The sequence below is a fragment of the Citrobacter sp. C1 genome, from assembly GCF_014596895.2.
Taxonomy (GTDB): Bacteria; Pseudomonadota; Gammaproteobacteria; order Enterobacterales; family Enterobacteriaceae; genus Citrobacter; species Citrobacter gillenii.
Genome location: NZ_CP115035.1, coordinates 1,030,414 through 1,051,305, shown reverse-complemented (window position 1 = coordinate 1,051,305; position 20,892 = coordinate 1,030,414). Strand labels below are relative to the sequence as shown.

The window sequence follows — 20,892 nt, the reverse complement described above, 5'->3', positions numbered from 1 at the left end:
GTTTATTATGTCTGTTTTTCCGCAAGGATTTTTATGGGGCGGTGCACTGGCCGCCAACCAGTCTGAAGGGGCATATCGGGAAGGCGGCAAAGGGCTGACTACCGTGGATATGATCCCCCACGGCGCACATCGAATGCCGGTTAAACTGGGTCAGGAAAAGCGCGTTCAACTGCGGGATGACGAGTTTTATCCCAGCCATGAAGCGATTGATTTTTATCATCGCTATAAAGACGATATCGCCCTGATGGCAGAAATGGGGTTCACGGTGTTTCGTACCTCAATTGCCTGGAGTCGGCTCTATCCGAACGGGGATGAACTGACGCCAAATCAGGAAGGCATTGATTTTTATCGCTCGGTGTTTGCCGAGTGCAAAAAGTACGGTATTGAGCCGTTGGTGACGTTGTGCCACTTTGATGTACCGATGCACCTGGTCACCGAGTATGGCTCCTGGCGTAACCGCAAAATGGTGGAGTTTTTCACCCGCTACGCCCGTACCTGCTTCGAGGCCTTTGATGGTCTGGTGAAATACTGGCTGACGTTCAATGAAATCAACATCCTGCTGCACAGCCCTTTTTCCGGCGCGGGACTGGTGTTTGAAGCGGGTGAAAATCAGGATCAGGTGAAATACCAGGCCGCGCACCACGAACTGATTGCCAGCGCACTGGCAACCAAAATCGCCCATGAAATCAATCCGCACAACCAGGTCGGGTGCATGCTGGCGGGCGGAAACTTTTACCCCTACTCGTGCAAACCTGAAGATGTGTGGACCGCGCTGGAAAAGGACCGTGAAAACCTGTTCTTTATTGATGTACAGGCGCGTGGTGCTTATCCCGCCTACTCAGCCCGCGTGTTTCGTGACAAGGGTGTAGTGATTGAGAAAGCCCCGGAAGATGACGACATCCTGAAAAATACCGTCGATTTTGTCTCCTTCAGCTATTACGCCTCGCGCTGCGCCTCGGCAGAAATGAACACCGGCAACACCAGCGCCGCCAACGTGGTGAAGTCGCTGCGCAATCCGTACATTGCAGCCAGCGAATGGGGCTGGGGCATTGACCCACTGGGTCTGCGCATCACCATAAACATGATGTATGACCGCTACCAGAAACCGCTGTTTCTGGTGGAGAACGGACTGGGGGCAAAAGATGAAATCGATGCCAACGGCGAGATCAACGATGACTATCGCATCCGCTATTTACGCGACCATATTCGCGCCATGGCAGACGCCATTGAAGACGGCGTGCCGCTGATGGGTTACACCACCTGGGGATGTATCGATCTGGTTTCCGCCTCCACCGGCGAGATGAGCAAACGCTACGGTTTTGTCTATGTCGACCGCGATGACGCAGGCAATGGCACGCTGACGCGGACTCGCAAGAAATCATTCTGGTGGTATAAAAAAGTGATCGCCAGCAACGGGGCTGATCTGGACTGATCGTCGGGCCGGATGGCGCTTGCTATCCGGCCCACATGATCACCCGCCACAAACATCCTCCCTTCCTTCCCGTTTCATTTTTTACATTCATTTTTCTGGATCGTCATTCCATTCTGCGGTTTGCTGTCGCGCATTATTACTGGCATTTTATTCAGTAGTTTTTACTTTTCACCGTTCGTAACAAGGAAACGTTCATGTCTACTGATAATGTTCAAACACCAATGATTATCGCCAAACCCGTGCGTCGTTTAAAAGTGGGTTACGTCAGAAGACGCTACGAAGATCGCCGTACCGGATTCACCCTGCGTATCAGTCGACACGCCTCATTAACGCTGAATGGCGACTGGCTGGAACAGGCGGGTTTTCCGACCGGCACAGAGGTGAATGTTTCGGTGATGCAGGGGAAATTAATTATTGAGCAGGCAACTGAATAACGGCTGGATATGTAAAGGCGGAACAGGCCGGATGCCGCGCGTGGCTGACATCCGGCGCTGGGAATGCTTACTCTTCTGGCGCTTCTAACTCAGCAAATCCGCCATGGCCTTCCCAACCGGCTAATCGCTGATACACGGTCTCGACCGCCTCTTTGATTGGCTGTGTCATCGGATAATAAAAGCCGACAATATCCGGTTGAATGCCGAGGAAAATCACCTCGCCAACATCCTCTTTGAGCTGATCAACCAAATAGTTCAACGGCATATTATGGGTGGTCATCATGAACATCTCGGCAATATCATCGGGATCGATAATGCGGATCTCGCCAGGATTGAGTCCCATGTCAGTGGCATCAACAATCAGCAAACGTTCCGGGCGCAGTTCGCGGATCGCGACGATGTCATTTTCTGGCGCACTTCCGCCGTCGATGACCACCCAGTTGCCTTTAGGCTCAGCCGCGCACATTTCTGCCAGCAGCGGACCCGCACCGTCGTCACCCATCATGCTGTTGCCGACACACAATAAAACGTCAGTCACGGTGTCTCCTCACCATCAGATAGATGGCGCTTTCCTGGTGAATGTCATGCAGCATGCTGAGCACCAGCTTGCTCCATTCCTGCTGCTGCGGCGTTTGCGCGGCGAGCGCGTCATCAAACGCGCGCGCCAGCATCTGCACATGGTTAAAATCGATGACGATTTCACCGTACTTCGGTACGCCTTCCATCTTACGGCGAGCTTCGCTTCCTTCGGCAAGCGTGGCAATCCACGCCAGATAGTCATCCCACGGGCAGGTTAACGCCGCTTCCAGGCAGTCGATTATGCCTAAGTGGTGACCAATCGCCAGGCTGTAATAGACAACCTGCTGCGCCTCGGCGGGCGTTGCATCGTTCTCATCAATAAACTTACGGCTCAGTTGACTGAACACCACCGTTTCACTCATCGGATACGCGCCTCTTCTACAACATGATTAAGATGCGTGACGATCTCGGTCAGACGCGGATCGTTTTCCGCTTCCAGCCAGCGCGCCACCTGTTGCTCACCCTGCCCCAACTGATTCATATAGTCATCGGCAATCTGACGACCATAGCGATAACCCGCCAGACGACGTGCTTCGCGATCGACCTTCACACGCAGCGGCTGAACCATATCCGGGTGCAAAATTTCCGCAGGCTGTGCGTCCAGTTCGCCTGGTGCACGTGCGTGAATTTTCTGCTCCAGCAGGCCAAGCGCCATCGCGAAACCGTACAGCGTGGCGGCAGGCGTCGGTGGGCAACCAGGAATATACACATCCACGGGAACAATTTTGTCGGTGCCGCCCCATACGCAGTATAAGTCGTGGAAGATACCGCCGCTGTTGCCGCAGGCCCCATAGGAGATACAAATTTTCGGGTCCGGGGCAGACTGCCAGGCACGCAGTGCCGGAGAACGCATCGCGCGGGTTACCGCACCGGTGAACAGCAGAATATCCGCATGGCGCGGCGACGGAACCACTTTGATGCCAAAACGTTCGGCGTCAAACAGCGGGGACAAGGTGGCGAAGATTTCGATTTCGCAACCGTTGCAGCCACCGCAGTCGACGCGGTAAACGTACGCTGAACGCTTGATGCTTTTCAGCAATGACGCTTTCATGCTGGCAATGGATTCATCCACGGTCATCGGGACAGGAATTCCGTTGGCATCACGTGGGCCTAATAAATTGCTCATCAGCTGGCCTCTTTCATATGGCGAGTCAGTTCAATACGGTCAGACGGCACCAGGCATTTCTGGCGCTTACAATCCGGGCAGGTCTCAAAACCTTCACGGTGATTTTCCGCACGGGAATCACCGTTGTGCTTCAGTAACGCAATGGCGTAATCAATCTCTTTTTGCACCGCAAAAGGACGGTTACAGACGCGGCAATTACACAGCGCAAAACGAGACTGCTGCAGGAAATCTTCTTTCTTCCATACCGCCAGCTCATACTCCTGCGACAGCTTGATCGCCGCCGTCGGGCAGACTTCTTCACAGCGGCCACAGAAAATGCAGCGACCGAGGTTGAACTGCCACGCCAACTCATTGGTGACCAGATCTGTTTCTACTGTCAGCGCGTTAGATGGGCACGCATTGATACAGGCCGCACAGCCAATACACTGCTGCGGATTATGTTCCGGCTTACCGCGGAAGTTTTTATCAACCGCAATCGGCTCCAGCGGATAGGACGACGTTGGTGCCCCGGTTTTGATGACTTTTTTGATAAAAGTAAACATGGCGATTCCTTATTTCAGCGGCGAGTTTTTACGCTCGATGCTGTAGCGCTCAAGTTCTTTGTACGGCACGACTTTGCTTTTCTTCTTACGTACATCGACCACGGTCATACGGTCAGTACAGGAGTAGCAAGGATCGAGGCTACCGATAATCAGCGGGGCATCGGAGACGGTGTTACCGCGCAGCATGTAACGCAGCGTCGGCCAGTTGGCGTAGGTGGCCGCACGGCAGCGCCAGCGATACAGCTTCTGGTTGTCGCCGGTCATGCTCCAGTGGATGTCATCGCCACGCGGTGCTTCGGCAAAGCCCAGCGCGAAGCGGTGCGGAATATAGGTAAAGCCTTCCACCGCCAGCGGGCCGCCCGGCAGGTTATCGAGACCAAAGTCGATCATGTTCAGCGCGGTATAGACTTCGTTGATACGCACTTTCAGACGGGAAATAACGTCGCAGCCCTGCTCGCTGTGCACTTCCATCGGCAGTAAACCGTAACCGACGAACGGGTGGTCCGCGCGGGTATCACGCGCGTGGCCGCTGGCACGCACCATTGGGCCGACGTTACTGAAGTCACGAGCAATTTCCGGGTCCAGACGACCAATGCCGACGGTGCGCTGTTCCATGTTCGGCGTACTGAGCAGCATGTCGACCAGATCCTGTACATCACGACGCATCTGCTGCGCCAGCTGACGGGTCTGGATCATGTCCTCTTTCAGCAGGTCACGACGGATGCCGCCGATCAGGTTCATGCCGTAGGTTTTACGCGCCCCAGTGAGGATCTCCGCCATTTTCATCGACGTTTCACGCACGCGGAAGAACTGCATAAAGCCGGAGTCAAAGCCGGTGAAGTGGCACGCCAGGCCAAGGTTCAGCAGGTGCGAGTGCAGACGTTCCACTTCCAGCAGAATGGCGCGGATCATCTGCGCGCGTTCCGGCACCACAATCCCCATCGCATTTTCCACGGAGGTGGTGTACGCCGTGCTGTGGGCAAAACCACAAATACCGCATACGCGATCCGACAGGAACGTCACTTCGTTATAACCCATACGGGTTTCCGCCAGTTTCTCCATGCCGCGGTGGACATAGAACAGACGGTAGTCGGCGTCGATGATGTTTTCGCCATCAACAAACAGGCGGAAGTGACCTGGTTCATCGGAGGTGACGTGCAGCGGGCCAATCGGCACCACGTTATTTTTCTTGTCACCCAGTTCGTTGATGAACTCGTAGGTTTCGGCATCGGTAGTCGGCGCCGGGCGCTGACGGTAATCCATGCTGTCTTTACGCAGCGGATAGAGTTCGTCCGGCCAGTCATCCGGCAGTACCAGACGGCGTTCGTCCGGTAACCCTACCGGGATCAAGCCGTACATGTCGCGCACTTCACGCTCGCCCCAAACGGCGGCCGGTACGCGCGGCGTCACGGACGGGAACTCCAGTTTATTGGCGTCGACTTCTACGCGAACGGTTATCCAGCACTTGGTGCCCTGTTCCATCGACATGACATAGTAGACGGCGTAATGGCCGCACAGCTGACGTTCGTCGTTACCAAACAGCACCGACAACCAGCCGCCCTGTTTGTAGTAGAGAAATTCAACTACTTCCGGCAGATAGTTGACCTTCACGGTGATGGTCAGCTGATCTTTGGTCTGCCAGCCTTCATCCAGCACCACGCCCGGGAAGGCCTGGTGCAGAGCGGCGAGATAGTGTTGACCTACTTTTTCTTCAGACATGTTCAAACTCTCTTAAATCACGCCACCAGCAAGGAGACGAAGGCTAAAAACGCAAACCCAAAACCGGCCCAGGTCACGCGTGAAGTGGCGCAAAAACGCAGACGCGCCATGCTGTTTTCAAACAGGGCGATGACCAGCACGCCGAGGACCAGCTTAACGACAGCAATCACCAGCGCCAGCAGCAGCCCGCCCGCAGTGAAGGTTTCCATCTGCCCCCACGGCAGGAACACGCCGACAAACATTTGCAAAACGACCAGTTGCTTGAGGCTGATACCCCACTTGAGCACCGCAAAACCGCTGCCGCTGTATTCGGTCAGCGGACCTTCCTGCAGCTCCTGCTCGGCTTCCGCGAGGTCGAACGGCAGCTTGCCCATTTCGATAAAGGTGGCGAAGGCACAGGCGCACAGCGCCAGAATCAACGGGATGCTACGCGCGGCAGGCCAGTGATAAATGGTATCGGCAATGTTGCTGATGTGGGTCGAACCAGCAACCTGCGCCGCCACCCACAAGCCCAGCAGCAGAATCGGCTCCACCAGTACGCCGAGCATCGCTTCACGGCTGGCGCCGATAGCGGTGAACGGGCTACCGGTATCCAGACCGGCGATAGAAAAGAAGAAGCGGGCAATGGCAAACAGGTAAATCAGCGTGATCAAATCACCCAGTTGCGGTAGCGGCGAGCCCACGGTCACCACCGGCAGTGCGGTAGCGATAGTCAGCATAACGCCCACCATCACAAACGGCGTCAGGCGGAAGACCCAGCTGGAATCCGCTGGCGCAATGCTCTGACGGCCCAGCAGCTTGATAATGTCGCGATATTCCTGCAACACGCCCGGACCGCGGCGGTTATGCAAACGCGCACGCGCCACGCGGGTAATACCGGACAACAGCGGCGCCGCGGCAAACAGCACCAGCGCCTGAATTAACGGATATAAAACACTCATTCTCAGGCTCCTCGTGAAACCACAATCACCACCAGCACCGCCAGCTCAATCAGCGCCAGACGACGGAACAACACCGGTGCCGCCGCGTTCTGCCAGCCCGGAACCCAGGATACCGGGTTCAGCCATTTACGCAGTTTGAGTACCGGAGCAAAGGCTTCTTTAACCGGCATGGCAAAGCCGTGCGCAGTGATCACCATTGACTGCTCGTGATCGTAACCACACACCCACGCGGAACCGCGTGAACGTGACGGCAGGCGGTTGCCTTTGAAAATAGCCATGATGATGAACGGCAGCAGCGGACACGCGATCAGCAGCAGCGTGATCATCGGCTGAGATACGGTAGTATTCGCCGTTTCCAGCGGTAGCGGAACAGCGGCAGAAATCAGCGGCAGCAACCACGGGGCAGCAACGCCGCCAATCACGCAGCAGATAGCCAACGCAACCACGCTCACGCTCATCAGGATTGGTGCGCAGCAGGCGTTTTCCGCTTCCTTCGTGCGCGGTGCGCCTAGGAACGTCACACCGTAGACTTTCGCCATACACATCACCGCCAGCGCACCGGTAATTGCCAAACCGACAGCCAGCAACGGTCCTAACAGACGACCGATGAACGCGCCGCTGTTACCCAGCTTGAAGAAGGATTGATAGATAACCCACTCACCGGCAAAGCCGTTCAGCGGCGGCAGCGCGGCCATCGCCATCAGGCCAACCAGCATCGCCAGAGAAATCACCGGCATACGTTTACCGATACCGCCCAGTTTCTCGATATCACGGTGACCGGTGCGGAACCAGATGCTGCCTGCGCCCAAAAACAGGACGCTTTTGAACAGGCTATGGTTGACCAGGTGATACAAACCGCCGGTCAGGCCAAGTGCGATCAGTGCCGGTTGGTTAAGGGAAATACCGGTCACGCCAGCACCCAGACCCAGCAGAATAATGCCGATGTTTTCCAGCGTGTGGTACGCCAGCAGACGCTGGATGTTGTGCTCCATCAGAGCATACAGGCCGCCGATAAACGCGGTGATCATCCCCAGCACCAGTAGCGTAACGCCCCACCACAGCGGTGCATTACCGCCCAGCAGCGACAGGGACAGAATACCCAGCAGCCCCACCTTCATTACCACGGTAGAGAACAGCGCCGCCGCCGGTGCACTGGCGTTGGCGTGTGCCTGTGGCACCCAACCGTGCAGTGGGATAATCCCGGCCAGCAGACCAAAGCCCGCCACACCCAACAGCCAGATGTCAGCGCCGAGCGGCAGTTGCTGAGTGCGCAGGTCGAGCAGACGCAGTTCCAGCGTACCGTAGCGCTGCCACACCAGATAGCAGGCGATCGCCAACAGCAGCGTACCGACACGACCCAGCGCAAACCACAGCTTGCCTTCTTTGCTGCACCCGGTCAGGAACACCGCACACAGCGCCATGATTTCCGCCATCACCACCAGCGTGCCGAGATTGCTGGCAACCACCGCGCACACCGCCGCCGCCATCAGCAGATTAACCAGCAGTCCGTTGGCTTTTACCTGCGGGTGACGGTGCCAGTCGATGTTGTACAGGCTGACGAACAGGCCGCACAGACCCAGCGTAATCAGCCAGATAGCGTTCAGCGGCGACATTTGCAGGCTATGACCGATAAACGGCATCACGCCGCTAACCGCAACGGCGCGGGTCAGTACGAGGAACCCCGCAGCCGCCGTACAGAGGCTACCCACCGCACCGCCGACACCGGCGATCCAGCCGCTTAACGGCTTATGAAACGAAAACAGAAATGCCAGAACCGCCGCCGCCGTAAACCAGGCCACGCCGCTGTTAATCAGTGAAATTGCGCTCATTTTGCATCCCCACTCTGAGCCTGCTGAAACAAGGTGAGATCGCCGAAGTCGGTATTGAACGTCAGCTCACGCTTACGTTTGCTGGCGCGGGCGATGTCCATATTGCTCACCAGATGCAGGGCTTGCGTTGGGCACATGCGCACGCAGGCCGGACCTTGTTCATCAAAGCTACACAAGTCGCATTTCACCGCAATGGCGCGAATACCCGGCACCCAGTCCAGCAGCGTGCTGACGCGAGCTGGCGCTGGCGGAGCAGGAGGCGCTTTTGACGTGTTGGCGTTCGCCGGGATATGCAGCGGACGGCTGCCTGAAAACTCAATGGCCCCAAACGGACAGGCGATCCCGCACAGTTTGCAGCTCACGCACAGGCTTTCATTCAGCTGTACGGCGCCGTCGACACGGTTAATCGCATTGACCGGACAAACGGTGGCACAAGGCGCATCTTCACACTGGTGGCAAAGCTGCGGCGCAGATTCTTTTTCATTTAGCATCACTTTCAGGCGCGGCATTGACTGCAGGCCATGCTGGCGATGTGTCTCTGAGCAGGCGGCTTCACAGGTGTGGCAGCCGATACAAAGAGTGGAGTCAGCAATTACAAAACGATTCACCAGGCATTCCTCAGGTGATAGTCATTTTTGACGAAAACATGTCTATAAAATGTCATTTTCGACACTTATCGACATGCCCATTCCCTAAACTGTCGTGACGCAGCATACGCACCGCATCATGACTTACGTGGACACACCCGAGGCTTAAACCGGGCTATGACCCTCTACCAGTTGGCTTAAATTCACTGGCATATTGTTTTCAACCGCGGTGTACAGGCTGTCGTAGACGCTGGCGATTTTTTCGAGATAGTGCTCCAGCACCTGTTCCCGATCGCGGTTGCTGATACGGTCATCAACCTTGCCGTCGAGAGACAGTTGTGCCTGTGCAATCAACTGCTTATCTTCGCCATCTTTCGTTTCAACGTAGTACTCGATGGTATGGCTGTTAAAGCCGTCCGCCAGCGTGACGTAGATAACGAAGTGCTCAAACAAGACAAAGCACAGGTCCTTGTCCGGCGCGCAGCTCATCGCATGATGTAAACGCGCTTTCGACAGGGTGATCCCCTGTACCAGCGAGTTGCAATAAATACGCCACTGGTCCTGTAGGCGACGATGCCGTTCAGCGATGTAATCGGCTTTTTCGCTTATTTCCCAAATAGTCATGTCAGGTTACCCGTTTAGCAGAGACATTCAGCGTTAAGCACGTTTCATGCCAATATTTAATTGCTTATATTTCATATGGATAAATAAATTACTGGTCGTGACGACATGTCATTTCGTCATCGTCGTCATTGTCACGGGTGAAAAAATTCAGTTTGGCATGTTTTTTGCTTTTATCCCGATAACAACATGGGAGGCGATATGCACGAAATAACCCTCTGCCAACGGGCACTGGAATTGATTGAACAACAGGCTACGCAACACGGTGCAAAACGGGTTACTGCGGTCTGGCTCAAAATTGGCGCATTTTCTTGCGTAGAAACCAGCGCTCTCGCCTTTTGTTTTGATCTGGTATGCCGTGGCACCCTTGCAGAAGGTTGTAAACTCCACCTCGAAGAACAAGAAGCCGAATGTTGGTGTGAAACATGCCAGCAGTACGTCACCTTACTGACCCAGCGCGTGCGCCGTTGTCCGCAATGTCACAGCGACATGCTAAGAATCGTGGCCGATGACGGCCTGCAGATTCGACGAATTGAAATAGGCGATGCTGAAGATTAAAGCTGGTGACAAAGTAGGCCGGATAAGACGTTAGCGTCGCCATCCGGCAAAAAGCGAGTAACAAGCAATAGATCAGGAGTGAGCGATGTGTACGACATGTGGTTGCGCTGAAGGCAACCTTTATATAGAGGGTGATGAACATAACCCCCACTCGGCGTTTCGCAGCGCGCCATTTGCCCCGGCCGCTCGTCCGGCGCTGAATATTACCGGAGTGAAGACCGCCAGTTTCACCCCGAGCCAAACTGAAGAAGGCGATTTACACTACGGCCATGGTGAGGCCGGCACCCACGCGCCAGGCATGAGCCAGCGCCGTATGCTGGAAGTGGAAATTGACGTGCTGGACAAGAACAACCGTCTGGCCGAGCGTAACCGCGCCCGCTTCGCCGCCCGTCAGCATCTGGTGCTGAATCTGGTCTCCAGCCCCGGTTCCGGTAAAACAACGCTGTTAACTGAAACATTGATGAAGCTGAAAGACAGCGTGCCGTGTGCGGTGATCGAAGGCGACCAGCAGACGGTTAACGATGCCGCGCGTATTCGCGCCACCGGTACGCCCGCCATCCAGGTGAACACCGGTAAAGGCTGCCATCTTGATGCACAAATGATTGCCGATGCCGCGCCGCGACTGCCGCTGGCAGACAACGGTATTCTGTTCATTGAAAACGTCGGTAACCTGGTATGCCCGGCGAGCTTCGACCTCGGCGAACGTCATAAAGTGGCGGTGCTTTCCGTTACCGAAGGCGAAGACAAACCGCTGAAATACCCGCATATGTTTGCCGCCGCCTCGCTGATGCTACTCAACAAAGTCGACCTGCTGCCATACCTCAATTTTGATGTTGAACAATGCATCGCCAGCGCCCGGGAAGTGAACCCGGAAATTGAGATCATCCTGATTTCCGCCACCAGCGGTGAAGGCATGGATCAATGGCTCTCCTGGCTGGAGACGCAGCGATGTGCATAGGTGTTCCGGGTCAAATCCGCACCATTGAGGGAAACCAGGCCAAGGTCGATGTTTGCGGTATTCAGCGCGACGTCGACCTGACGCTGGTCGGTAGTTGTGATGAGCACGGTCAACCACGTCTGGGGCAATGGGTCCTGGTGCACGTTGGTTTTGCTATGAGCATCATTAATGAGGCTGAAGCGCGCGACACGCTCGAGGCGCTGCAAAACATGTTTGACGTTGAGCCGGATGTCGGCGCGTTGCTGTACGGCGAGGAAAAATAAATGCGTTTCGTTGACGAATATCGCGCACCAGAACAGGTGATGCAGTTGATTGACCACCTGTGTGAACGTGCCGCTCACCTCCCCTACACCGCTGAACGTCCGCTGCGCATTATGGAAGTGTGCGGTGGTCATACCCACGCTATTTTCAAATTCGGTCTTGACCAACTGCTGCCTGAAAACGTGGAGTTTATTCACGGCCCCGGCTGCCCGGTTTGCGTGCTGCCGATGGGCAGAATTGACAGCTGCGTAGAAATTGCCAGCCACCCGGAAGTGATTTTCTGCACCTTTGGCGACGCGATGCGCGTCCCGGGAAAACAGGGGTCGCTGCTGCAGGCCAAAGCGCGTGGCGCAGATATCCGTATCGTCTATTCGCCGATGGATGCCCTGAAGATGGCGCAGGAAAACCCGACCCGCAAAGTCGTGTTCTTTGGTCTGGGTTTTGAAACCACCATGCCGACGACCGCCATCACGCTCCAGCAGGCAAGACAGCGTGACGTGCAAAACTTCTACTTTTTCTGTCAGCACATTACGCTGATCCCAACACTGCGTAGCCTGCTGGAACAGCCAGATAACGGTATTGACGCCTTTTTAGCACCGGGTCACGTCAGCATGGTCATTGGCACCGATGCTTATAATTTCATCGCCTCCGATTTCCATCGCCCGCTGGTGGTCGCCGGTTTCGAACCGCTCGATCTGCTGCAAGGCGTGGTAATGCTGATTGAGCAGAAAATTGCCGACCACAGCCAGGTTGAGAACCAGTACCGTCGCGTGGTGCCGGATGCCGGTAACGCCCTGGCGCAGCAGGCTATCGCCGAGGTGTTCTGCGTCGATGGCGACAGCGAATGGCGCGGTCTGGGCGTTATCGAATCTTCCGGCGTTCATCTGACGCCTGACTACCAACGTTTTGATGCCGAAGCACATTTCAAACCGGCGCCACAGCAGGTGTATGACGACCCGCGCGCGCGCTGCGGCGAGGTGCTGACCGGCAGATGTAAACCGCATCAGTGCCCGTTATTTGGTAAAACCTGTAATCCGGAGACCGCATTTGGCGCCCTGATGGTCTCCTCCGAAGGCGCGTGTGCCGCCTGGTATCAGTATCGTCAGCAGGAGTGTGAAGCATGAACAGCGTACAACTCGCCCACGGTAGCGGCGGTCAGGCTATGCAACAATTGATCAATAGCCTGTTTATGGAAGCATTTGCGAATCCGTGGCTGGCGGAACAAGAAGATCAGGCGCGTCTGGATCTGGCGCAACTGATGGCTGAAGGCGACCGTCTGGCATTTTCGACCGACAGCTACGTGATTGATCCGCTGTTCTTCCCTGGCGGCAATATCGGCAAGCTGGCTGTCTGCGGTACGGCTAACGACGTCGCCGTCAGTGGTGCGATCCCTCGCTACCTCTCCTGCGGGTTTATCCTCGAAGAAGGTCTGCCGATGGACACGCTGAAAACCGTGGTCAACAGCATGGCGGCCACCGCGCGCGAAGCGGGCATTGCCATCGTCACCGGCGACACCAAGGTGGTGCAGCGCGGCGCGGCGGACAAACTGTTTATTAACACCGCCGGAATGGGCGCGATCCCCGCTAATATCCACTGGGGTGCACAAACCCTGAGCCCAGGCGATGTGCTGCTGGTCAGCGGAACGCTCGGCGACCACGGCGCAACCATCCTTAACCTGCGCGAGCAGTTGGGGCTGGACGGTGAACTGGTCAGCGACTGCGCGGTGTTAACGCCGCTGATTCAGACGCTGCGTGACATCCCCGGCGTGAAAGCGCTGCGCGACGCCACTCGCGGCGGCGTGAATGCAGTCACCCACGAGTTTGCGGCGGCCTGCGGCTTCGGCATTGAATTGTCCGAATCATCCCTGCCGGTGAAGCCAGCGGTACGTGGCGTCTGCGAACTGCTCGGTCTGGATGCACTCAACTTTGCCAACGAAGGCAAACTGGTTATCGCCGTGGAACGCCAGGCCGCAGAAAGCGTGCTTGCCGCGCTACGCGCGCATCCGTTGGGCCGCGATGCGGCGCAGATTGGTGAAGTGGTGGAACGTAAAGGCGTTCGTCTGGCCGGACTGTACGGCGTGAAGCGAACTCTTGATTTACCACACGCCGAACCACTCCCACGCATATGCTGATATATTGCCCGGTGGCGCTTCGCTTACCGGGCCTACGGATGGCGTTCCCTGGCCATCCGACAATAATTTTCAACTTATACCTATAATTCATTTACCGTTTTTGCACCGTTGGTGCTTCCTGGAAAAGCAATATGTCGTATACACCGATGAGCGACCTCGGACAGCAAGGCTTGTTCGATATCACTCGTACATTATTACAGCAGCCCGATCTTCAGTCTCTCAGTGAGGCGCTTTCACAGTTGGTCAAGCGTTCGGCGCTGGCCGACAGTGCGGCTATTGTGTTATGGCAGGCGCAGACGCAGCGTGCGCGTTACTTCGCGACGCGTGAAAATGGTAAACCCATCGATTATGAAGACGAAACGGTGCTGGCACACGGTCCGGTGCGCCGCATTCTGTCTCGTCCCGATGCCCTGCACTGCAGCTACCATGAGTTTAGTGAAACCTGGCCGCAGCTGGCATCCGGCGGGTTGTACTCCCAATTTGGTCACTACTGTCTGCTGCCGCTGGCGGCCGATGGGCGCATCTTCGGCGGCTGTGAATTTATCCGCCACGAAGACAGCCCGTGGAGTGAAAAAGAGTACAACCGCCTGCAAACCTTTACCCAGATCGTCGGCGTCGTGGCCGAACAGATCCAGAACCGGGTCAGCAACAACGTCGACTACGATCTGCTGTGTCGTGAGCGTGACAACTTTCGTATCCTGGTCGCCATCACCAATGCGGTGCTCTCCCGACTGGACATTGATGAGCTGGTCAGCGAAGTCGCCAAAGAGATCCACCACTACTTCGATATCGACGCCATCAGCATCGTGCTGCGCAGCGATCGCAAAAATAAGCTGAGCATCTATTCCACCCACTATCTGGATGAGCATCATCCGGCGCACGAGCAGAGCGAAGTTGACGAAGCGGGCACGCTCTCTGAGCGGGTATTCAAAAGCAAAGAGATGCTGCTGATTAACCTGAGCGAACGTGATGCGCTGGCGCCTTACGAACGCATGCTGTTTGACACCTGGGGCAACCAGTTACAAACCCTGTGTCTGCTGCCGCTGATGTCCGGCAACACGATGCTTGGCGTCCTCAAGCTGGCCCAGTGCGAAGAAAAAGTCTTCACTACCGCCAATCTCAAGCTGCTGCGCCAGATTGCCGAACGCGTGGCCATTGCTGTCGATAACGCCCTCGCCTACCAGGAGATCCACCGCCTGAAAGAACGGCTGGTCGATGAAAACCTGGCATTGACCGAGCAGCTCAATAACGTGGACAGTGAGTTTGGTGAAATCATTGGCCGCAGCGAAGCCATGTACAGCGTGCTCAAACAGGTCGAGATGGTGGCGCAAAGTGACAGCACCGTGCTGATTCTGGGCGAGACAGGAACGGGTAAAGAGCTGATTGCCAGGGCTATTCACAATCTGAGTGGACGTAATGCCCGTCGGATGGTGAAGATGAACTGTGCGGCGATGCCTGCCGGACTGCTGGAAAGCGACCTGTTTGGTCATGAGCGTGGCGCGTTTACCGGTGCCAGTACGCAGCGCATCGGGCGTTTCGAACTGGCCGATAAAAGCTCGCTGTTTCTCGACGAAGTTGGCGACATGCCGCTGGAGCTACAGCCTAAGCTGCTGCGCGTTCTGCAGGAGCAGGAATTTGAACGCCTGGGCAGCAACAAGCTGATCCAGACCGACGTGCGGTTGATCGCCGCCACCAACCGCGATCTGAAAAAAATGGTGGCCGATCGCGAATTCCGCAACGATCTGTACTATCGCCTGAACGTCTTCCCGATCCATCTGCCGCCGCTGCGCGAGCGCCCGGAAGATATCCCACTGCTGGTGAAAGCCTTCACCTTTAAAATTGCTCGCCGGATGGGGCGCAATATCGACAGCATTCCGGCTGAAGCGCTGCGCACGCTAAGCGGCATGGAGTGGCCGGGAAACGTGCGTGAACTGGAAAACGTGGTGGAACGCGCGGTCCTGCTGACCAGAGGCAACGTGCTGCAACTGTCCCTGCCGGATATCATCACGCCGGCGCCGTGCACACCGCCGGTGGCGACCGAAGTTGCGCAGGAAGGCGAAGATGAATTCCAGTTGATTATGCGCGTGCTGAAAGAGACCAACGGTGTGGTCGCCGGTCCAAAAGGCGCAGCACAGCGGCTGGGACTGAAACGCACAACGTTGCTCTCACGCATGAAGCGATTGGGTATTGATAAGGATGCGCTGGTTTAACGATTGTGGCTGATGGCGCAGATGCGTATGCCTTTGTAGGCCGAATAAGGCGCAGCCGCCATCCGGCACACAGCAACATTACTTCTTAGGCTTAAATTTCTCTGGCAATTCCGGCACCGGGCGTTTGTCATCCATCAGATGACGCACGGTCAGGATCGGATGACGCCAGAGCATTCTCGGCCCGGCCCAGCGCATAATCTGCTTCATCTCTTCGCGTTTTGCAGGTTGATAACAGTGTACCGGACACTGTTTGCAAGCTGGTTTCTCCTCACCAAATACGCACTTATCCAGTCGTTTTTGCGCATAGGCAAACAACGCATCGTAATGCCCCGGCTCGTCTGAAGCCTGCGGGCACTGGCTCTCATACAGCGAGATCATTTTCTGGATCGTCATTTTTTCACGTGCAATACGTTTGCCGGACATGATGCCTCCACATTTAAGTTGCATGCATAATACACCTTAGTAATCAGCGGCACTATTACCTGAAGGTGATACATCCTTAGCACCCTACGCAAATAAGAATTATTTTCATTTATCATGCCTTGTGCTATATAACATAGCAAAGGCTATATTCGATGATAAATTAACCACTTTCTTGTGAGGGATACTATGCCGCGCCTGCCCCATCTGAAATCATTTCTCCTTGCCTGCGTCCTGACGGCGCTGACGCTGTCGCCCGCATCGGCGCAAGAAAAATTTAAGGTGGTCACCACCTTTACGGTGATTGCCGATATGGCGAGCAACGTAGCGGGTGACGCAGCCGAGGTCAGTTCCATTACCAAGCCGGGGGCTGAAATTCACGAATATCAGCCCACGCCGGGCGACATTAAACGCGCGCAGGGCGCACAACTGATCCTCTCCAACGGTCTCAATCTGGAACTGTGGTTTTCCCGCTTCTACCAGCATTTATCCGGCGTGCCGGAGGTGATGGTCTCTGACGGCGTGAAGCCGATGGGCATCAGCGAAGGTCCCTATAACGGCAAGCCGAATCCCCATGCCTGGATGTCAGCTGAGAACGCGCTGATTTACGTCGATAACATCCGCGATGCGCTGATGAAGTACGATCCGGACAATGCCACCATCTACCAGAACAATGCAGAGCGCTATAAAACGAAAATTCGTCAGACGCTCGATCCCCTGCATGCGGCGCTGGCAAAAATCCCGGCCGATAAACGCTGGCTGGTCACCAGTGAAGGCGCATTCTCCTATCTGGCGCGCGATAACGATTTGAAAGAGCTTTATTTGTGGCCGATCAACGCCGATCAGCAAGGCACACCCAAACAGGTGCGCAAAGTGATCGATGCGATCAGAACTCATCAGATCCCGACGGTATTTAGCGAAAGCACGGTGTCCGACAAGCCAGCCCGTCAGGTGGCGCGTGAGTCCGGCGCACATTACGGCGGCGTGCTGTATGTCGATTCGCTGAGCGCTGCCGATGGCCCGGTACCGACCTATCTGGATTTACTGCGCGTGACAACGGAAACCATTGTCAGCGGGATTAACGCAGGTTTGGGGAGCCAGCCATGAGTCATTCAGCGATTTCCGTCAATCAGGTGACGGTGACGTATCGCAACGGGCACACCGCGCTGCGCGATGCCACCTTTCAGGTACCGGGTGGCTCGATTGCCGCGCTGGTCGGGGTCAACGGCTCCGGGAAATCAACGCTGTTTAAAGCGCTGATGGGGTTTGTCCGCCTGGCGCAGGGCGAAATTTCCATTCTGCAGCAGCCGGTCAGCAAGGCGCTAAAACAGAATCTGATTTCCTACGTTCCCCAGTCGGAAGAGGTGGACTGGTCATTTCCGGTGCTGGTGGAAGACGTGGTGATGATGGGACGCTTTGGCCATATGGGCTGGCTGCGTCGACCAACCGCGCGCGACCATCAATGCGTGGATGCGGCGCTGGCGCGGGTCGATATGCTGGAATACCGCCATCGGCAGATCGGCGAACTCTCCGGCGGGCAGAAAAAACGTGTTTTTCTGGCGCGCGCCATCGCCCAGGACGGACAGGTCATTTTGCTGGATGAACCGTTCACCGGCGTAGACGTGAAAACCGAGGCCCGCATCATCGACCTGCTGCGCGAACTGCGCGATGAGGGGCGCACGATGCTGGTCTCTACTCACAATCTGGGTTCGGTGACCGAGTTTTGTGATTACACGGTCATGATCAAAGGGACTGTGCTGGCGAGCGGCCCGACCGACTCCACCTTTACCCCCGAAAATCTCGAGCTGGCGTTCAGCGGCGTCCTGCGCCATGTGAAGCTGAGCGGCGGTGAGCAGCACGTAATCACCGATGATGAACGGCCGTTTATTTCTCGACGTACGCCCAACGAGGGGGAATCACCATGAACTGGCTGACAGAACCGTTTGGCTACCAGTATATGCTCAACGCCATGTGGGTCTCGGCGATGGTCGGCGGCCTGTGCGCGTTTCTCTCCTGCTATTTAATGCTCAAGGGCTGGTCGTTAATTGGCGATGCACTGTCACACTCGATTGTGCCGGGCGTTGCCGGGGCCTATATGTTAGGGCTCCCCTTTGCGCTTGGCGCGTTTCTTTCCGGCGGGCTGGCAGCGGGCAGTATGCTGTTTCTTAACCAGCGTTCGCGCCTGAAGGAAGATGCGATCATTGGGCTGATTTTTTCCTCTTTCTTCGGCATCGGGCTGTTTATGGTGTCGCTCAATCCGATGTCGGTGAACATTCAGACCATTATTCTCGGTAATGTGCTGGCGATTGCACCGGAAGATATTCTGCAACTGGCAATTATCGGCGTCATCTCACTCACCATTCTGCTGTTGAAGTGGAAAGATTTGATGGTGGTTTTTTTCGATGAGAACCACGCGCGTTCTATCGGTCTGAACCCAGGCCGCCTGAAGCTGTTATTTTTTACGCTGCTCTCAGTTTCCACCGTTGCGGCGCTACAAACTGTCGGCGCATTTCTGGTGATTTGCCTGGTAGTGACGCCCGGTGCCACGGCCTGGCTGTTGACCGATCGCTTTCCCCGGCTGCTCACTATCGCCGTCGCTATCGGTAGCCTGACCAGCTTTTTCGGTGCCTGGCTAAGCTACTGGCTGGACGGCGCGACCGGCGGAATCATTGTCGTTCTGCAAACACTGTTGTTTCTGCTGGCGTTTGTCTTCGCGCCAAAACACGGTCTGTTGGCCAACCGTCGCCGCGCCCGCCAGGTGAATAAGGAGTCCTCATGTTCTTAACCGCCCTGTTGGAACCCTTTCAGTTCAGCTTTATGGTGAACGCGCTGACCATCTCCGTTATCGTCGCCATACCCTGCGCGCTGTTGTCGGTTTTTTTGGTGCTCAAAGGCTGGGCTTTGATGGGCGATGCCATGAGCCATGCGGTATTTCCGGGGATCGTACTGGCTTACATCGCGGGCATTCCGCTGGCCATTGGCGCGTTTATCGCTGGGCTGTTCTGCGCGGTGGCGACCGGCTATCTCGATGATAACAGCCGCATCAAACGCGACACGCTGATGGGTATCGTCTTCTCCGGCATGTTTGGCGCAGGACTGGTGCTGTACGTCTCAATCCAGTCTGAGATTCATCTGGACCATATTCTGTTCGGCGACATGCTCGGTGTCTCGCTGGGGGATATCGCACAAACGGCGGTTATTGCGCTGGGGATTGCCCTTGTTATCGGGTTAAAGTGGAAAGATCTGTTGCTGCACGCCTTCGATCCGCACCAGGCAAAAGCCTGTGGGCTGAACACCACCCTGCTGCATTATGGTCTGCTGTGTATGATCGCGCTCACCATCGTCGCCACGCTGAAGTCGGTGGGTATTATTCTGTCGATCTCGTTGTTAATTGCGCCGGGCGCGATTGCAATTTTACTCACGCGCCAGTTTTCCCACGCCCTGATACTCGCCGTCGTCATGTCGATGGCCACCTCATTTATGGGCGTGTACCTGTCATTTTTCATCGACAGCGCACCGGCCCCGACCATCGTCGTCTTATTCTCCCTGCTATTTGTTATCGCCTTTATTTATTCCACTCTACGCGATCGCCGTTTAGAACGGCGACGCCAGCAATACGACCTCTAACGTGTGGGCACTCAGATGCCCACTTTCGTTATTAGAATACGCAATGACAATTTTATCAGCGTATTGAGCAACTCACTCCCTCTGAAACCATGCCATATTTACCGACGTTATTTATCGCGACGATAGTAACTATCACATCAGATATAAATAAATACAAACAGGTAAATTTTTATGAGCAAGATGAGCATGTCCGAAATATATTCGGAACCAGAAGCCTACGGATTACCACGTAAAGGTATTACACTTAATAGCAAGACTGCTGCATTGGTGGTAGTTGATCCACAAGTTGATTTTCTAAGTCCGCAGGGAATTGGCTGGGAAGTATTTAAAGACAGCATCACCGAAAACAATACCGTAGAAAACCTGGAAGCGCTGTTTAAGTTGGCAAAAGAACAGCATCTTCCTGTATTTGTCTCTCCACATTATTATTTCCCACATGATCATAAATGGGTATCGACCGCACCAGGCGAAACATTTATGCACAGCACGGGAATGTTTGATCGTCAGGGACCGCTGAACGTGGATAATTTCGAAAATTCAGGTGCTGACTTTATGCCGCAGTTTAAACCCTATATTTATGACGGCGAAACGGTCATTACATCACCGCATAAAATTTTTGGACCAGAAACCAACGATCTGGTGCTGCAACTCAGAAAACGTGGCATCTCCCAGGTCATTCTGGCAGGTATGGCCGCCAATCTGTGTATTGAATCCCATTTGCGTGAATTGATTGAGCAAGGCTTTGAGGTTGTCGTAGTTAAAGACGCCACGGCAGGGCCACGAATTCCGGAAGGTGACGGTTATCTCGCCGCACTCACCAACTACCGTATTATTGCTAATGATTTATGGGACACTGAAAAGACGATTGAAACAGTAAAAGCCGCAGCTAAGTAACGACTACCGGCACCTTTCATATC

At 55.4% G+C, this 20,892-nt stretch carries 23 protein-coding genes; 13 read left to right on the top strand and 10 right to left on the bottom strand.

The window, feature by feature from the left end; translation table 11 throughout:
- Window positions 1-7: 7 nt before the first annotated feature.
- Window positions 8-1,432, top strand: a complete 1,425-nt coding sequence (locus IB214_RS04915) for a 6-phospho-beta-glucosidase (protein ID WP_117343182.1) — start codon at window positions 8-10, stop codon at window positions 1,430-1,432.
- A 194-nt stretch (window positions 1,433-1,626) separates the two neighbouring features.
- Window positions 1,627-1,866 carry a SymE family type I addiction module toxin gene (locus IB214_RS04910; protein WP_115257628.1) on the top strand — a complete coding sequence of 80 codons (240 nt, stop codon included), beginning with the start codon at window positions 1,627-1,629 and terminating at the stop codon, window positions 1,864-1,866.
- A gap of 67 nt (window positions 1,867-1,933) precedes the next feature.
- On the opposite strand, the gene hycI is transcribed toward IB214_RS04910, so the two are convergent.
- The 9 genes from hycI to hycA all read right to left on the bottom strand — a co-directional run bounded on the left by hycI (window position 1,934) and on the right by hycA (window position 9,813).
- Window positions 1,934-2,404 carry a hydrogenase maturation peptidase HycI gene (gene hycI / locus IB214_RS04905; protein WP_117343181.1) on the bottom strand — a complete coding sequence of 157 codons (471 nt, stop codon included), beginning with the start codon at window positions 2,402-2,404 and terminating at the stop codon, window positions 1,934-1,936.
- Complete coding sequence (locus IB214_RS04900) at window positions 2,397-2,807, bottom strand: formate hydrogenlyase maturation HycH family protein (RefSeq protein ID WP_115257626.1); 411 nt, start codon at window positions 2,805-2,807, stop codon at window positions 2,397-2,399. Before IB214_RS04900 ends, hycI begins: the two co-directional genes overlap by 8 nt.
- Window positions 2,804-3,571: a formate hydrogenlyase subunit HycG gene (gene hycG / locus IB214_RS04895; RefSeq protein WP_115257625.1), complete on the bottom strand. Its 768-nt coding sequence runs from the start codon at window positions 3,569-3,571 to the stop codon at window positions 2,804-2,806. The genes IB214_RS04900 and hycG overlap by 4 nt, the downstream gene beginning before the upstream one ends.
- A complete protein-coding gene (hycF, locus tag IB214_RS04890) occupies window positions 3,571-4,113 on the bottom strand; it encodes a formate hydrogenlyase subunit HycF (RefSeq protein WP_115257624.1) in 543 nt (180 codons plus the stop codon). Before hycF ends, hycG begins: the two co-directional genes overlap by 1 nt.
- 9 nt (window positions 4,114-4,122) lie before the next feature.
- A complete protein-coding gene (gene hycE, locus IB214_RS04885) occupies window positions 4,123-5,832 on the bottom strand; it encodes a formate hydrogenlyase subunit HycE (protein ID WP_096755965.1) in 1,710 nt (569 codons plus the stop codon).
- 17 nt (window positions 5,833-5,849) lie between these two features.
- Window positions 5,850-6,773, bottom strand: coding sequence for a respiratory chain complex I subunit 1 family protein (locus IB214_RS04880; protein WP_096755964.1), 924 nt, complete (start codon window positions 6,771-6,773; stop codon window positions 5,850-5,852).
- Between the two features lie 2 nt (window positions 6,774-6,775).
- On the bottom strand, window positions 6,776-8,602 hold the full coding sequence (gene hycC, locus IB214_RS04875; protein ID WP_117343180.1) for a formate hydrogenlyase subunit 3: 1,827 nt from the start codon (window positions 8,600-8,602) through the stop codon (window positions 6,776-6,778).
- Window positions 8,599-9,210 carry a formate hydrogenlyase subunit HycB gene (gene hycB / locus IB214_RS04870; protein ID WP_096755962.1) on the bottom strand — a complete coding sequence of 204 codons (612 nt, stop codon included), beginning with the start codon at window positions 9,208-9,210 and terminating at the stop codon, window positions 8,599-8,601. The genes hycC and hycB overlap by 4 nt, the downstream gene beginning before the upstream one ends.
- Before the next feature lie 144 nt (window positions 9,211-9,354).
- Window positions 9,355-9,813: a formate hydrogenlyase regulator HycA gene (gene hycA / locus IB214_RS04865; RefSeq protein WP_096755961.1), complete on the bottom strand. Its 459-nt coding sequence runs from the start codon at window positions 9,811-9,813 to the stop codon at window positions 9,355-9,357.
- A gap of 198 nt (window positions 9,814-10,011) precedes the next feature.
- Here hycA and hypA point away from each other — a divergent pair, with 198 nt between their 5' ends.
- From hypA to flhA, 6 genes are all read left to right on the top strand, one after another.
- Window positions 10,012-10,368, top strand: a complete 357-nt coding sequence (gene hypA, locus IB214_RS04860) for a hydrogenase maturation nickel metallochaperone HypA (RefSeq protein WP_096755960.1) — start codon at window positions 10,012-10,014, stop codon at window positions 10,366-10,368.
- An 85-nt stretch (window positions 10,369-10,453) separates the two neighbouring features.
- Entirely contained in the window at window positions 10,454-11,326 is an 873-nt protein-coding gene (hypB, locus tag IB214_RS04855; RefSeq protein WP_096755959.1) for a hydrogenase nickel incorporation protein HypB, read from the top strand.
- A complete protein-coding gene (gene hypC, locus IB214_RS04850) occupies window positions 11,317-11,589 on the top strand; it encodes a hydrogenase 3 maturation protein HypC (RefSeq protein WP_096755958.1) in 273 nt (90 codons plus the stop codon). The genes hypB and hypC overlap by 10 nt, the downstream gene beginning before the upstream one ends.
- Window positions 11,590-12,711, top strand: coding sequence for a hydrogenase formation protein HypD (gene hypD, locus IB214_RS04845; RefSeq protein ID WP_096755957.1), 1,122 nt, complete (start codon window positions 11,590-11,592; stop codon window positions 12,709-12,711).
- Window positions 12,708-13,718 carry a hydrogenase expression/formation protein HypE gene (hypE, locus tag IB214_RS04840; RefSeq protein ID WP_117343179.1) on the top strand — a complete coding sequence of 337 codons (1,011 nt, stop codon included), beginning with the start codon at window positions 12,708-12,710 and terminating at the stop codon, window positions 13,716-13,718. Before hypD ends, hypE begins: the two co-directional genes overlap by 4 nt.
- Before the next feature lie 131 nt (window positions 13,719-13,849).
- Window positions 13,850-15,928, top strand: coding sequence for a formate hydrogenlyase transcriptional activator FlhA (gene flhA / locus IB214_RS04835; RefSeq protein WP_117343178.1), 2,079 nt, complete (start codon window positions 13,850-13,852; stop codon window positions 15,926-15,928).
- 78 nt (window positions 15,929-16,006) lie between these two features.
- Here flhA and IB214_RS04830 read toward each other — a convergent pair whose 3' ends face one another.
- Window positions 16,007-16,351, bottom strand: a complete 345-nt coding sequence (locus IB214_RS04830; RefSeq protein WP_115257619.1) for a nitrous oxide-stimulated promoter family protein — start codon at window positions 16,349-16,351, stop codon at window positions 16,007-16,009.
- 186 nt (window positions 16,352-16,537) lie between these two features.
- On the opposite strand from IB214_RS04830, the gene sitA reads away from it, so the two are divergent.
- From sitA to IB214_RS04805, 5 genes are all read left to right on the top strand, one after another.
- A complete protein-coding gene (gene sitA / locus IB214_RS04825) occupies window positions 16,538-17,455 on the top strand; it encodes an iron/manganese ABC transporter substrate-binding protein SitA (RefSeq protein WP_117343177.1) in 918 nt (305 codons plus the stop codon).
- Window positions 17,452-18,273 (top strand): iron/manganese ABC transporter ATP-binding protein SitB, encoded by an 822-nt coding sequence (sitB, locus tag IB214_RS04820; protein ID WP_115257617.1) that lies wholly within the window; start codon window positions 17,452-17,454, stop codon window positions 18,271-18,273. The genes sitA and sitB overlap by 4 nt, the downstream gene beginning before the upstream one ends.
- On the top strand, window positions 18,270-19,133 hold the full coding sequence (sitC, locus tag IB214_RS04815) for an iron/manganese ABC transporter permease subunit SitC (RefSeq protein WP_048213040.1): 864 nt from the start codon (window positions 18,270-18,272) through the stop codon (window positions 19,131-19,133). The genes sitB and sitC overlap by 4 nt, the downstream gene beginning before the upstream one ends.
- Entirely contained in the window at window positions 19,124-19,975 is an 852-nt protein-coding gene (gene sitD, locus IB214_RS04810) for an iron/manganese ABC transporter permease subunit SitD (RefSeq protein ID WP_117343176.1), read from the top strand. The genes sitC and sitD overlap by 10 nt, the downstream gene beginning before the upstream one ends.
- Window positions 19,976-20,146: 171 nt before the next feature.
- Window positions 20,147-20,869 (top strand): cysteine hydrolase, encoded by a 723-nt coding sequence (locus IB214_RS04805; protein WP_117343175.1) that lies wholly within the window; start codon window positions 20,147-20,149, stop codon window positions 20,867-20,869.
- Window positions 20,870-20,892 lie beyond the last annotated feature (23 nt).